Origin of the sequence: Pseudoalteromonas luteoviolacea H33-S (assembly GCF_001625695.1) — a bacterium.
Lineage (GTDB): Bacteria > Pseudomonadota > Gammaproteobacteria > Enterobacterales > Alteromonadaceae > Pseudoalteromonas > Pseudoalteromonas luteoviolacea_B.
In genome coordinates this window covers 1-12,938 of sequence record NZ_AUXY01000093.1, presented here as the reverse complement: position 1 = coordinate 12,938, position 12,938 = coordinate 1, and the positions used below count along the sequence as shown (strand labels likewise).

15 protein-coding genes and 1 pseudogene are annotated in these 12,938 nt (G+C 39.6%); 9 read left to right on the top strand and 7 right to left on the bottom strand.

What is annotated here, in order from left to right; translation table 11 throughout:
- The first annotated feature begins 170 nt into the window (after positions 1–170).
- The gene (locus N477_RS18595; RefSeq protein WP_063363870.1) at positions 171–1,010 is read left to right on the top strand and encodes an SPFH domain-containing protein; all 840 of its coding nucleotides are present in this window, start codon (positions 171–173) and stop codon (positions 1,008–1,010) included.
- A 70-nt stretch (positions 1,011–1,080) separates the two neighbouring features.
- Here the strand turns inward: N477_RS18595 and N477_RS18590 are convergent, their stop codons facing one another.
- Positions 1,081–2,814, bottom strand: a complete 1,734-nt coding sequence (locus N477_RS18590) for a hypothetical protein (RefSeq protein WP_063363869.1) — start codon at positions 2,812–2,814, stop codon at positions 1,081–1,083.
- Positions 2,815–3,394: 580 nt separating this feature from the next.
- Between N477_RS18590 and N477_RS18585 the strand changes: the two genes are divergently transcribed.
- The 5 genes and pseudogenes from N477_RS18585 (at position 3,395) to N477_RS18570 (ending at position 6,286) form a co-directional block, all read left to right on the top strand.
- Entirely contained in the window at positions 3,395–3,613 is a 219-nt protein-coding gene (locus N477_RS18585; RefSeq protein WP_063363868.1) for a hypothetical protein, read from the top strand.
- A gap of 75 nt (positions 3,614–3,688) precedes the next feature.
- The gene (locus N477_RS18580; RefSeq protein WP_063363867.1) at positions 3,689–3,958 is read left to right on the top strand and encodes a hypothetical protein; all 270 of its coding nucleotides are present in this window, start codon (positions 3,689–3,691) and stop codon (positions 3,956–3,958) included.
- A gap of 404 nt (positions 3,959–4,362) precedes the next feature.
- A complete protein-coding gene (locus N477_RS26500; protein WP_081216605.1) occupies positions 4,363–4,617 on the top strand; it encodes an ISAs1 family transposase in 255 nt (84 codons plus the stop codon).
- 12 nt (positions 4,618–4,629) lie between these two features.
- Positions 4,630–5,403, top strand: a pseudogene (locus tag N477_RS18575) (ISAs1 family transposase); the annotation flags it as partial.
- Positions 5,404–5,785: 382 nt separating this feature from the next.
- Positions 5,786–6,286 (top strand): DM9 repeat-containing protein, encoded by a 501-nt coding sequence (locus tag N477_RS18570; RefSeq protein WP_063363866.1) that lies wholly within the window; start codon positions 5,786–5,788, stop codon positions 6,284–6,286.
- Positions 6,287–6,342: 56 nt separating this feature from the next.
- Here the strand turns inward: N477_RS18570 and N477_RS18565 are convergent, their stop codons facing one another.
- The 5 genes from N477_RS18565 to N477_RS18545 form a co-directional block, all read right to left on the bottom strand.
- A complete protein-coding gene (locus N477_RS18565) occupies positions 6,343–6,780 on the bottom strand; it encodes a nuclear transport factor 2 family protein (protein ID WP_063363865.1) in 438 nt (145 codons plus the stop codon).
- Between the two features lie 203 nt (positions 6,781–6,983).
- Positions 6,984–7,829: an acyl-CoA thioester hydrolase/BAAT C-terminal domain-containing protein gene (locus N477_RS18560; protein ID WP_063363864.1), complete on the bottom strand. Its 846-nt coding sequence runs from the start codon at positions 7,827–7,829 to the stop codon at positions 6,984–6,986.
- Between the two features lie 21 nt (positions 7,830–7,850).
- A complete protein-coding gene (locus N477_RS18555) occupies positions 7,851–8,555 on the bottom strand; it encodes a LytR/AlgR family response regulator transcription factor (protein WP_063363863.1) in 705 nt (234 codons plus the stop codon).
- Entirely contained in the window at positions 8,556–9,569 is a 1,014-nt protein-coding gene (locus N477_RS18550; RefSeq protein ID WP_063363885.1) for a sensor histidine kinase, read from the bottom strand. It abuts the gene before it with no gap.
- Between the two features lie 208 nt (positions 9,570–9,777).
- Complete coding sequence (locus N477_RS18545; protein ID WP_063363862.1) at positions 9,778–10,539, bottom strand: hypothetical protein; 762 nt, start codon at positions 10,537–10,539, stop codon at positions 9,778–9,780.
- Positions 10,540–10,870: 331 nt separating this feature from the next.
- Between N477_RS18545 and N477_RS18540 the strand changes: the two genes are divergently transcribed.
- From N477_RS18540 to N477_RS18530, 3 genes are read left to right on the top strand one after another with little or no spacing between them, the layout of a single operon-like run.
- Complete coding sequence (locus tag N477_RS18540) at positions 10,871–11,671, top strand: AraC family transcriptional regulator (protein WP_063363861.1); 801 nt, start codon at positions 10,871–10,873, stop codon at positions 11,669–11,671.
- Between the two features lie 4 nt (positions 11,672–11,675).
- Entirely contained in the window at positions 11,676–12,359 is a 684-nt protein-coding gene (locus N477_RS18535; RefSeq protein WP_063363860.1) for an AzlC family ABC transporter permease, read from the top strand.
- Positions 12,356–12,655 (top strand): AzlD domain-containing protein, encoded by a 300-nt coding sequence (locus N477_RS18530; RefSeq protein ID WP_063363859.1) that lies wholly within the window; start codon positions 12,356–12,358, stop codon positions 12,653–12,655. The genes N477_RS18535 and N477_RS18530 overlap by 4 nt, the downstream gene beginning before the upstream one ends.
- 76 nt (positions 12,656–12,731) lie before the next feature.
- Here N477_RS18530 and N477_RS26495 read toward each other — a convergent pair.
- Positions 12,732–12,938, bottom strand: a 207-nt coding sequence (locus N477_RS26495; RefSeq protein WP_231102117.1) for a hypothetical protein, incomplete at its 5' end; no start/stop codon positions are given.

Sequence of the window (12,938 nt, the reverse complement as noted above, 5' to 3'; positions counted from 1 at the left end):
TTTAGTATAGAATCCGAACAAATATATAGTGTGAAGATTATTATTTCTACAAAAATAAAGTTTTTGGTATATATTTTCTTTATGTTTTAGGGGATGTTATTTTATTAATTGATTTTGTCTTTTTTAGTATTCAACGTATTATATGGTTTTATTTTTGAATAAAGCACATTATGTTTGAAAAAAAGTCAGCTCCGATTGGTACCATTTTTAGTATTGTCGCCGTTATCGCATTTTTCCTATTCGGATTAGGCTCTTGTAGTAACCCAAGTACACCGGCTGGACATGAAGGGTATGTTTATGAAAAGCCTAGAATGTTTGGCTCAGGTGGTTACCAAGGAACCCTTCAAGGGCCTAGTAACTATGGTATGTCTGTATTGCGCAATGAAGTGATCAATATAGACATGCGCCCGAATACGTATACTGAAAAGTTTAGAATTCTAGCTAATGATGACTTAAATATTGTTTTTGATTTTCATGCTGTCGTTTCTATCAGAGCTGGTACTGTTAAAGCCGTGGTAGAAAATTATGGGGGTGAAAAGTGGTATGAGAGATTTGTTAGAGAAACATTTAGAACATATGTACGGAACGCAGTGCAAAAGTTTGATAGTGGTGAGTTAAAAGCGCGCCGAGATGATATTGCAAATGAAGTAACCACCAAACTACAAACGTATTTAAATACAACCCCCTTTGAGGTTAAAAATATAGTTGTCGGTAATATAAATTACCCAGACATCGTTGCTAAAGCAGTTGAGAAAAAACTTGCAGCTCAACAGCTGCTTTCGGAAAAAGAAACGCAGAAGCAAATAGCTAAAAAAGATGCAGAAATTCGCATTGAGGAAGCCAAAGGGATTGCCGAGGCACAAAAGATCATCAACTCAACGCTTACAGAAAATTATCTGCAGCACGAAGCGATTAATGCACAGCTTAAAATGGCTGAATCACCAAACCATACAACGGTATATATACCTGTTGGCACCAATGGTATGCCGCTAGTGAAAGGCTTGAAGTAAAAATTTACCGTATAAAAAAGCATGAATAGAAATACGGGCTAATACTGACCAGTATTAGCCCGTATTACGGTTACTTTGTTATCTTGATATCGACATCAAAGACAATGCCTTTATCGTTAATATCGTATTGAACATGCATTTTACCGGTTTGATTAAACAACTCTTTTAATTCATCTGGAATTGGCTCACCAGACTGCTTTGCAGCTTCAAATACCTTTGGAAATATCTTAGCACTGTTCAATCCAAAGTTAGCTAATCCATTGACTGTCACTGCTTGGCTGTTCAAACCATTTGCCGCCTTTTCTGCCATATTGCCTTTATATACAGCCAGATGCTGCCCTTTTAATGCTAAATAAACAGGGGTTGATGTTGAAACACCCGGTGGCAGGTAATCATTTATTTCGATGGCGCTGCCATCGTTTGGTAAAGTTAACGATGCAAGCTCGGGCACCAAGCTTTTTGCCATGTTAAACAGCGCTTGTACATCATCTGCAGAGACTGTAATCAAGGCATCTAAAGCTTTTGTATCAAATTCATCAGGTTGGTAAAGTGTGTTGACATCTATATCAAAGATTGTTGCGCTTACGCCTTTAAACGAACCGAGCATACCCGTAGCCATAGCAAGTGGCGCAGGATTAACGCCTTTTGTTTGAGCTTGCAAAGTGTTAAGCGGCGTACAATCAAATCGAGCACTGGCAAATGCAGCCCATAGCGTATTGATTGAAGGGGAGAGCTGATTAGCATTGAGCCCTAACCCCAAAGTGATTAAAGCATCGTTATTGCTTTGTGTATGCTGAGGTAAAAAGCCACGCATATTTTGCAAGGCATTAAGTATTTTTGTATCCGAGGACGCAATAACTGTCGACACTTTAAGGTCGGCAAATTGACTGGTTATGTCCATTTTTTGTGTGCCGGAAATAATCGCTGGCCATTTTTGAGTAATGTTAGAAAAGTCCTGCTGACACTCTGGTGTTCTGATACTCTCAAGTGCGCCATCACTATTTGATAAGCCAATAAGCTTGTCCAGCATCTGGGTTGCAGGGCTGTCTGGATTTTTGGCTGTAAGCATATCAACGAATAAACCTGTATCTAAAAAGGCGAGGTTATTTCCATCCAGTTGGTGGTTTTGGATGTATTTATCAACTTTTCCGCTGCTGCTTAACGTATTTAAAGGCTTAGTGAGACCCAAAGCTGTCTTTAAATCATCAGAATCATTAAATGGCGTGTCAACCGTGACTGTTACCCAGTTCTCGTTAATGGCAACTAATAAGTCAAATATACGCTGACCACCTTCTTCAAAAAAGTACCGAGTCACTGGCGAGCCATCTATCTGCGTATCTTCATACCTGAGATTTGCGTCCTCTGCAGCCTGTTTAATGGTGGTATTAAATACCTCAGGCTCACCCAGTTCTGCGCGTAATACAGGCAATAGACCTACAGTATAGGCGAGGGCTTTTAGGTCATTGTTAATACCCCAAGTACGTTGAATGTGTTCAGATGACGCTGCACTTTTAGAATATTGCTCAAGGAGGTTGAGTATAAAACGTTGATTTACACTCATATCATCACTTTTCATTGTTGCAATCACGTCTTCAATTTGATGCACATTTTTATAGCTTTGTGGCAATAGATCAAAATATTGCAGATAGGGAAAGCTATTTAATTGGGACCATAAAAATAGCGTATCCGCAGGTACATAGTCCAATTGAGGTAAGGGGTCTGAATTACTATTTGTTTGCGTAATGTAGTAGCCGCCTGATGCAATAGCAGTACCTGTAACCAGAGCGAGAAGGTATTTTTTCATTATTACTCCATGTGTGTGGGGTCTTCCAATTCAACGTCATGATATCAAGCCAATACAATTGAACAAACGGTTTTTGTTATTTGGTTTGCATTGCTTGAAACATGTAATTGTCTTAATAAAGCGTTTTTATATAGATGCAACTTCATTATAGGGTAATTAATTTCTCTTTTTGAGGTTTTAATTACTTTAAATAAGGTGGTTTTTATTATTTTTTTAATTTTTAAAGGGTTTTTGTTTGGTGTTTCTTTATTTATACATTGTTAAATCAAAGGGTTGTAGTTGTTTTTTCTTTTTTTTGTGGTTTTTTACTTAAAGCTCTTTTTGTTTTTATAGGTTGGCTTATAATTTATTTGAATTTGTTTTTTTAAATCCAGTTGGGTTTTTTATAAAAGTAAAACCAAGATTTTTTAATGGAGTTTTATTGGAATTCTTTGTTAAAAATAAGGGCGGCTGACTTCAGTCAACTTTAGACGGGGCGCTAAAGTCAGCCTGTTTAAGTGCTTACTTTCACTTTGAGAGTGAGCACATAATCCTCCGACAACTCATGAAAAGTTAAGTCGGTTTAATGGAGTATAGCATTATGCGTGAATTAAATGTAAGAGAGATTCAACAAGTAAGTGGTGGTGATGCTTTAAGGGGTTTTAATTGGGGAGCTGCTGTAGGTACTGTTGGCGGAGCTGTTTGGACTGGTTCATCAGTCGGAGCAACAAGAGGTGGTGTTATTGGAGGAGCGCTTGGCTTCTCTTTTGGCTTTGGTTATGGTGTTGGAACTGTGCTTTATCAGTTTGCAACAAGATAAGATTTGATTTTAACATAAAATGAAGTTTATCTGGATTATTTTATATAATCCAGATTTTAATTGGAAGTGTTTAATATGAGTGAAAAAAGTATTTTTTGGTTATTAAATGTTGTGTCTTTTTTAAATTTTTCCATAAGTCTTAACTTTATTAACTCTGATTTTTTCTTGTCTGTTTTTCTATTTTCTGGTGGTTGGTTTTTTCTGTTTTTATCTAAAAACCCAAGGGTTTTGTTATCTAAAAATGTACAGGAAGTTGATAGGCTTATCCCAGGAGTTAAAGGAGTTGGATATCTTTTTATATCTGTGTTTTTTTTGATTTTAAACGTTGTTTATTACTTGGTGTGATCTTTAATTTAATTTTTTAACTGTTTTTTTTGGTTTTTGTTTGATGTGTTAAATTTCAGGTGGTTTTTCTTTTTTAGTGCATGTTGTTTATCATGGGGTTGTCAGCAAAGCTGAGGCTGTTTATATATTCTTGTTATAATTATTTATTAAAATTTAACTTTGATAATTTAAAGGGGTGAATTAAATATGTTGGGGTTTTGTTCTTGAGTACTTTTATCATCTTATATTCAGAACTGAGTAAATATATGTAGACATTCAAATTTACCCACTAATTAGGTGAATGATATGTGTTATGTCAGTTATCATTTTTCGCGAAATAGGGGGGGATTCAGGGTAAGAACATGAACGTTACCTTGACATAAATTTATGACTTTATACTACTTTTCAGATTTGGCAGCCCAATTATGTCAGCCAGCTCGTTATTTGAACATTTTTCTTCCATTGATGACCCACGCCAGCAAAGCAAAGTGCAACATTCATTATCCGATATTCTGTTTCTAACTATCAGTGCAGTAATCGCAGGTTGCCAAGGTTGGGAAGAAATCGAAGATTTTGCCCATGACAAACTACCTTGGTTACGTAAATTTATAACGTTAGCTAACGGCGTGCCGCGACACGACATGATTGCAAGAGTTATAAGCCGCATCGATATGACTTAATTTCAAGCCTGTTTCTCTCAATGGATGCAAAGCTGTAGCGAGCTCACCGACGGCAGTGTGGTTGCCATTGATGGAAAAAGGCTAAAAGGTTCATTTAAACAGTCAGATAGAAAAGATACTATCCACATTATCAGTGCGTTTGTCTTTGAAAATGGTGTGACGTTAGGTCAATGTAAGACTGACTCGAAGCCCAATGAAATCACAACTATCCCAAAGTTACTTCAGCTGCTAGAGCTAAAAGGTTGTATAGTGACCATTGATGTAATGGGCTGTCAAAAGGAGATTGCAAAACAAACTATAGAAAAAGAAGCGGACTATTTGCTGGCACTCAAAACCAATCAGGGCAGCTTATTTGAGCAAGTAAAACAACGTTTACAGCCAGAAACTATACGCCAAATAGCGAGTGACAGCCTACTAAGTGAGGCTGATTATCAACGAGTTCGAAAAGAGTTCAGGGCAGCTGTTGTCTGCAATGACATGGCTCTAATTCCAGCAAGTGCTAGCTGGCCCAATTTACAAAGTGTAAGCATGATAGGGTCTTACCGTAAATCGGATAACCAAAAGCAAGGTGAGCTAACATATCGATATTACACAAGTTCAGCGAACTTGAGTGCGCAAAGGCTAGCTGAAGCCACACGAGCGCATTGGCATATTGAGAACAGCCTTCATTGGTGTTTGGATGTGGCAATGAATGAAGATTGCTGCCGTATACGCCGCGACGGCGCAGCAGACGTGTTTGCTGGTGTAAGATACATTGCATTTATTAAAGAAAGAAACATCCTTTAACAAAGGTGTACGCGCTAACCAACTAAAAGCAGCTAGGAACGAGAACTATTTAGAAAAGGTATTGAATAGCAAGTGATTTTTCATGCTCTTGCCCTGTGGTGATGCCGAATTTTAATTTTAAACCTTTGCTTTGTATAGTTATTTTTTACTTTTGTTTTTCTTTTACTAATTTTAACGCATGTTTACTTTATATTTATTTTGTTTTTCTTGTAGAAATTTATGGTGTTTTTCATGATGCCATTGCTGCTCAGAGAAAATCTTTGTTTTTACCCTGACAGCGATGATTTGAAATTCGTAACAATTACTATCGAGAATAAAAATGAAAAAAAGTACTCTTTCCAAATTAAGTATATTGGCTGCATCACTTATAAGCACTAGTACAATGGCATATTCAGACCCGAGTAAATGGATATATGATACAGGTTGGAAATACGATCATGCGGCGACATCAAATGACGGTAGGCGCGTATATGCGGGGCAGCATGATTCAAGTTCCGCTGTTAACGTATGTAGGCATTCAAATTTACCCGGTAAAGAGGTGAATGATATGTGTTATGTCAGCTATCGTGGTCGCGAAATAGGTGCCCATTATTATAAGGTACTGTTGACCAAGCTCGGCGACCTTCAGTGGGATAGTCGACTCCACGGTCCATATGTACCGGGGGCTAAACCAAATGACATAAGAAGCAATGCAGTGATTGGCGGAAATGAAGGATTCGATGTGTTTGTTTGTAAGGGGAAGCACGGCCATCACACCGTTGTGGGGAAATTTGTGCGAGGTCATGGCTGTTATTATGGCCAGGGTGGCAGAGAGTTCTTACTAAAAGTGAGTGATGATAACTTTTCTGTTTTGACCGATAAGCTTCAGTATCATCCAAGATAACACAAGCTGTTCTAATGGGCGCAAAATGCGCCTATATCTTTCGGATTTTTGATTTTTTATTGGTTAGGCTGTCTTGATATATATTGTGCAACCTTACTTGTAATTTGCCACTGTTCACCATCAAAAATGAGATTGATGTAATCCACGTAACCATGCTGTTTTTCTTTCCCCCAGGTAAATTCAACAGTGGCATTGGCAACATTTTCAGTGATCAATAGGTTAGTGATTTCGACCTTCGCAGCCCACTTATTACCTGTATCGATCCGCTGCATAAATTGGTCACGTCCGAAGATTTGATACTGGCCACGCTCGTCAAAGTACTGAATAGTAGCTGTTTTTTGAAAAGCCATTTCAATATTTTTACCTATGCCTAGAGTGACGCCTGTAATATAGGTGCCCACGGCTTCTTGTGGTGTATTAAATTCTTTCGCACTTGTAGTAAAGGTAGTGAATGTCAAAATAGAGCTGATAAAAATAAAAAGTAATCTAGTCATTATTCCCTCATTGCATTTAATTGACTTTGTATTGTTAGTTATCAAAATTCTGCATTTTTTAAATTACTATATTAATTGTTATTTAGATAGTTTTTTAAAACTTGGTCTTTGTTTTTTAAATTTTAACTAAAAAAATAAAGATGGAATTAATATGTAGGATAATGATAAGTAGCAAGGAGGTGTTGTCTTGCTACTTGCTTAATTTACTGGCAATTTGATATGAGTGTTTCTTTTAAAAACTGTCCAACTTGAGTTTGCGTGTCACGATTAAAGGTATAATGCCCGCCCTCAAGTGCAATATGTTGATAGGCATGCGGGTAATTGACTTTGTCCAACTGTTTAATGATTTGATTGGACATCATGTATGATGGCCACACTTCATCTTGTTTGGCCGAGACCAGCAGTATCGGTCCTTTATTTTTTTCAATAGGAATTCTGGCAGCGCTAATAATATCTTTATGTGTACTGGATAAGGCTTGCTCAAAAGCAGGCGTAAACTCACCAGTAAAATTACCTCTTTGCATTTTCCATGACAGTAAAGGTGCATCTACATAGTTGAGGGGCTGTTCTTTTAACGTCCACCCGGAACGAGACGACGGCGTTTTGACTGCATTCCAACTCACATGAGTCGGCATCACGGCCACAACGTGGTTGATATTGTCGAAATGACTCCCCAGTAACAGGGCCAGCTCTGCCCCCTTGGAAAAGCCATATACGGCGATGCAGTTTTCATTAATGTACGGGTCTTTTGCCAAGGTATTGATCCGCGCTGCGATATCCTCAAGTGATAATTCAACTTGTTGTGATGGCGTTGATTCTGTACCGTAGTAGCCTACCGCCGCCACAGAAAGCCCCATGTCATGAAAGCTATTTAGAAAGGGTTGCCAAAGAGGCTTAGCTAAAGTATTGCCTCCCTCACTGCCGCCAAATACAACGACCAACGGGTGTTTTTCTCCATCCTTAATAAAGTGTTTTTTTACGTCTGGTTCAGAGCTAGAACTGCAAGCCGCAAGGAGCCCTACCAAGCAAAATGGCATCATTGATTTCATAATTTTTTCCTGTTTTTATGGTTATAGATTGAGTATTTTTTTGAGGAGTTTCGCCCCATTTCTACTGCTGATGACTTGTATACGTGAATTTTGCAATGTGATGAGATAACCACCCGTTACCCAACGCTCAAGTGTGTCAATTCGATGTGTGTTCGCTATGCTATCGCGATGCACTCTTACAAATTGATTTGGTAACATGTGCATTAAATCGTCCAAAGCAAAATCAAGGGGGTATGACTGAGAAGGTGTATATGCGATGGCTTGACCATGCTCAAGCTTGATGGCTTCGATGTGATTAACTTCAATCATACTGACTTTGCCTGCAAACTTGCTGGTTAAAGTTTGTGTTGTTTTTTGTTGGCCAACTGCCTTATGGTTAACTCGATTGAGTGCCAATGCCAACCTTTCGGTATCATAGGGCTTTAGTAAATAGTCTGTTGCGCCCATATCAAAAGCATCGACAGCAAATTCACTATATGCAGTGGTAAAAATCAGCTGGCCAGAGTACCCATCTTGGATCAGGCGTTTGGCAAAAGCGACGCCATTTATTTGGGGTAAATTGATATCAACAAACACCACATCAAGTTCTAAATCGTGCAGTTCTGTTAAACTAGCTACAGGTCTTGAGTTGGTATAAACGAGCGTACATAGATTTAGCTCTTCTAGCTGAGAGGTCAGCTTATCTAACGCAGGCTTCTCGTCTTCAATAATGGCAACTTTAAGCATTTATACCGCTCCTTTGGATAATGTAAAGCATGCTTTTGCACCACCACTTGGCACATTACTGAGCTCAAGCTGTGTGTCCATTTCAAGCCGTAATCTTGATTGTGTAATTGCTAAGCCAAGTCCAGCATCTAGCTCGCCAGACAAAATATGTTCCGCAAACCCTTGGCCGTTATCTTCTATTGATATGGTAAAGCTGTGGCCATCATTGATAGCACTTACTTTTACGGTGAGTGGTTTTGATACACTGTGCTTGAGCGCATTTTCTAGCAGGGGTTGTAAGATCATAGCTGGGAGCTGTGCATTGAGTAAGTTGTCCTGAATATCAAATAAGAATGTCACATCCTTACCGAAACGCGCTCTCTCTATTTCACACCATTGGTTGATAGCAACTAGCTCATCCGCCAATGAGACAGTTTTATTTTGCGCATTGTTATTGCTGGCATTATTGATGGAGTATCGCAAAACCGTAGATAAGCTATGCACCAGTCGCTGCGCCGTTTTTGGTTTTGCTACAGTGAGCGCTGAAATGGTATTTAGGCTGTTAAAAAGAAAATGCGGGTTGAGCTGGCCATGCAATACTTTTATTTCGGCTTGCTTACGTAGAAGTTGCTCGTCTTTAAGGTGTTTCTGATTTAAATAAAACTTACAGAGTACAAAAATGCCTATGCTCCAAGGCAGTGCCACAAATATGGCATCAGTGATTGTGAGTGCTGGAATATTAAGTAATATCGATCTTAAGCTCCCCCATGTGTAACTACCCAGTACAATAGTTAAGTAAAATACACTTATTTGTGCTAGCCAATGTTTTATTTTTAGTATGTTGATCCCCAAGTAGCTAATAATCATAGGTAGCCAATACATAAACAGCACGCACAGCAGCGACGAATATAAAATCAAGCTTGAGTAGGCCATACTTCGCTGAATCCAATCAGTAAAGCTGATAGCTAAACTCACCAGTGCCATGATGGCCAGCGCAAGCAGTTTTTCTGTATTGTTTAAGTGTATTTCAGTCATAACAAGATTAAAAAGTAGAAAGTGCAAAGCTATATTACTGATAAATAAAGAGAGTGCAGTAAAAACTAGGCTCAATAGTCGTTTTTTGACTGTGAATGGTCAGCTTGAGGTTCTTTGTGCAATTTTTTGAGTTGGAAGTTAAAAAAGCGGCAAGGTATTACCGCTATTTATTGATCACAGTGTGGATACTGAGGCCTAAAAATCTTGACTAGTTACGGTTGTCGTAGGCTTGCCATTCTAAAAACAGGCCAATTGTGTGGCCGCCAATTCTGCCTGCTTCTGAGATGTCATCATGTATTGCCATTGCTGCATCTCGATACATTACTGAGGCATCAAGGAGCTTTTGCTTATGCTCGTCTTTACACTCAAGCGCTAAACTCTCGTCAGGTAAATTGTCACAGTCGCGATAAGTGGCGTTTAGGTCATCGACAATATGCAATTTGAAGTGATCAGATAAGTCTCCAACATACTGTGTAATAAGCGGTTCTGAGATGAATTCAATGGCCTTGAAGGACGCTGGTAAGGTCCAGCAGCGCTGCCATGTGGCTGGAAATTGTTGCTCGGTTTGTTCTAAATAAGTGATATGGTTTGTCGCATGATGAGGCTGTTGACTATAACTCAGTGCGATGTCAAATGCGGCACAATTTTGCGGCGCTAAAGTCAGTGATTGCTGGGCTGTATTGTATACGGCGTGATATGACTTCCAAGCAGGCGCATAGCTGCGTGCGAAGTCAAACCAGAGGTCTTGCATTGTATTAATCAAGGCGCTGTGAAATCTAGGGTCGTGGGATACGCCATGCTTCGCTAACCAGTTTAGGTTATCTATTGCTGCGCGGTTTTCATTGTTTGCAATCAATTCAAATGTTTGCGCTAGCATCTGGTCTACATCGACAAGGTCTGTATTTGCAAAGCTTGTAGAACTTGATACAGCAGCGAAAAACAAAGAGGTTGCATGGATGAATTTTTTCATATTTCTTTTTTCCTTAAAGAGTTATTTTGGTGTTTTAAATAATGCCATTCGTGGCAATAACCTCACTTTCTAGTGTTTAGGTATTAGTAAGTAAGATGTTTTTAGTAAGCAATTCGTATGCCATATCTTGGTGAATTGAATGGGTTGTTGGCGCTATATTGATTATTAGAGCTGCATAAGCCTTTGGTTAATGAGCTATAAAAGAATAGTCTGCGTTTTTTGGCTCGCTAAGGCTAATCAAACTAGAGGCTTTGGATTGCAAACTGCGCAATTTTGTACAAGCACTTTAAGGTCACTTACGTTAAGCTGAGTTTGAGTAAGGGGGAAGTCTATGCAGCAATCAAAATTTAGCTTTCATCACGAACTAGGTGGTTTGGAAGTACTTCATAATATAGATAAAAAAACTGATTTTGGACGGCACAATCACAGTGGATACACAGTGGCTTTGGTCGATTGCGGCGCACAGCGTTTTTTTCGTTCAGGCGCGCAGCACCTTGCTGGTAAACATAGCCTAATTTTGATTAATGCTGAACAAGTACATGATTGTAAAAAGGCGAGTGAAGGGATCTCATCTTATCGTTCTATGTATCCAACGCCCGAGTTGTTTAACAGCTTAATGGACTGCAACCAAAACCGTGCGCCTTACTTCGGTGAGGCGGTGATGCATAACTCAGTGCTTGCCCTGCAGCTAAATGACTTGTTTACCACACTGGACTCAGCTGCGGGCTTGCTGGAAAAGCAAACTCAGCTTGTGCATTTTTTGGATAATTTGTGTCAGTCAGCAGGCAGAGTAACGTTAGCTGATGAGCAAAAGTCGCTGAAATGTAGAATAGAGTTAGCAAAATCTTATCTGCTCGATCATGTGTTTGATGACGTGTCATTGGCTGATTTAGCGCAGCTTATTCATATGAGCCACTTTCATTTTGTCCGCTCTTTTAAAGCGCAGACAGGGCTGACACCGCATGCCTTCCAAATTCAACATAGATTGAATCATGCCAAGGCGCTGCTTCGCCATGGTCAAAGTATTTCTGATGTGGCGAGCCATGTTGGGTTTTATGATCATAGCCACTTTAGTCGTCACTTTAAGAAAAACATGGGGATAACCCCAAATCAGTATAGGCAGGCGTGTTAACTCTATGAAAGTTGCAATAAAAAAAGGCTTGCTTGATATGCTGCCACTCAACTTGGCGGTGTTGCCTTGGGGTTTGTTATGTGGCTCTTTAGCGATTCAAAATGGCTTTACAGCATTGGAGGCACAGCTTATGTCTGTGCTGGTATTTGCGGGTTCTGCGCAATTGGTGGCGGTAGAGCTGATGGCCAAAGAAGCGTCATTGCTAACTTTGATGGTGACGACATTCATCATCAGTGCACGCCATTTATTATACGGATTAGCCATACGTAATAAAATGGTCGACAAACCGCTTCGTTGGCGCGGGCCAATTGCATTTTTCCTCACTGATGAACTGTTCGCTTTTTCTCACCATCACCGTGCATATCAAGGTAAATTGCGTCTTGTGTATGCATTGGTTGCAGGCGGTAGCTTTTATCTCGCTTGGAATGTGTGGACATTTTTTGGCATTGTGGCAGGGCAGTTTTTACCTGATCTGACTAATCTAGGTTTGGACTTTGCCATCGCAGCCATTTTTATTGCGCTGGTGGTACCTGGGGTGTCAAACCTCCCTGTATTGTGTGCCTGTTTGGTATCAGGGATCAGCATACTGTATTTCAAAACCATACAGTTTGAATTTGGTTTGGTGGCTGCTGCATTGCTTGGCATGAGCACAGGTTATGTTTTGCAGGCAAAAGAGGACAAATCATGATAGTTACCATTATTGCGCTTGCATGTGTCACCTTTGCCACTCGATATCTATTTTTAGCAAAAAACTTACCGTTTACCATTGGTCCGAGATTTCAGCGTTTGCTGAGCTTTAGCGCACCATGTGTACTGACTGCGATTTGGGTGCCAATTGTGTTTATGCCAAATGGGGAACTGGTTACCGAGTTGAATAACCCCTATTTACTAGGTGCTCTAGCAGCCGTTTTTTTGGCGTTTAAGTTCAAAAACCTTTATCTCACTACCTTTGGCAGCTTGCTTGTATTTTATCTGTTTTTTTGAACCTCTTTGGGATCTCAAACGAGTTCAGGGTGACGAGGTGTAGTTTAGCGTTGTTGTTTGAACAAGTTGCACTTTCTTATCCTCGTCGTTGCGGGCTTGTTCCGCAATCCATGTTTAAGAGGGTATTGGGCTCTGAAACGATATATGGACTCCACCACATCTCACATACAGTGTAATGTGGTGTCGACCAAAACCAAGGAGTCCATATATGAATAATCGTAACGTGATTGCGCTCGATCTTGCAAAAAATATTATCCAAGTCGCAAAAGTCTCTAAACATGGC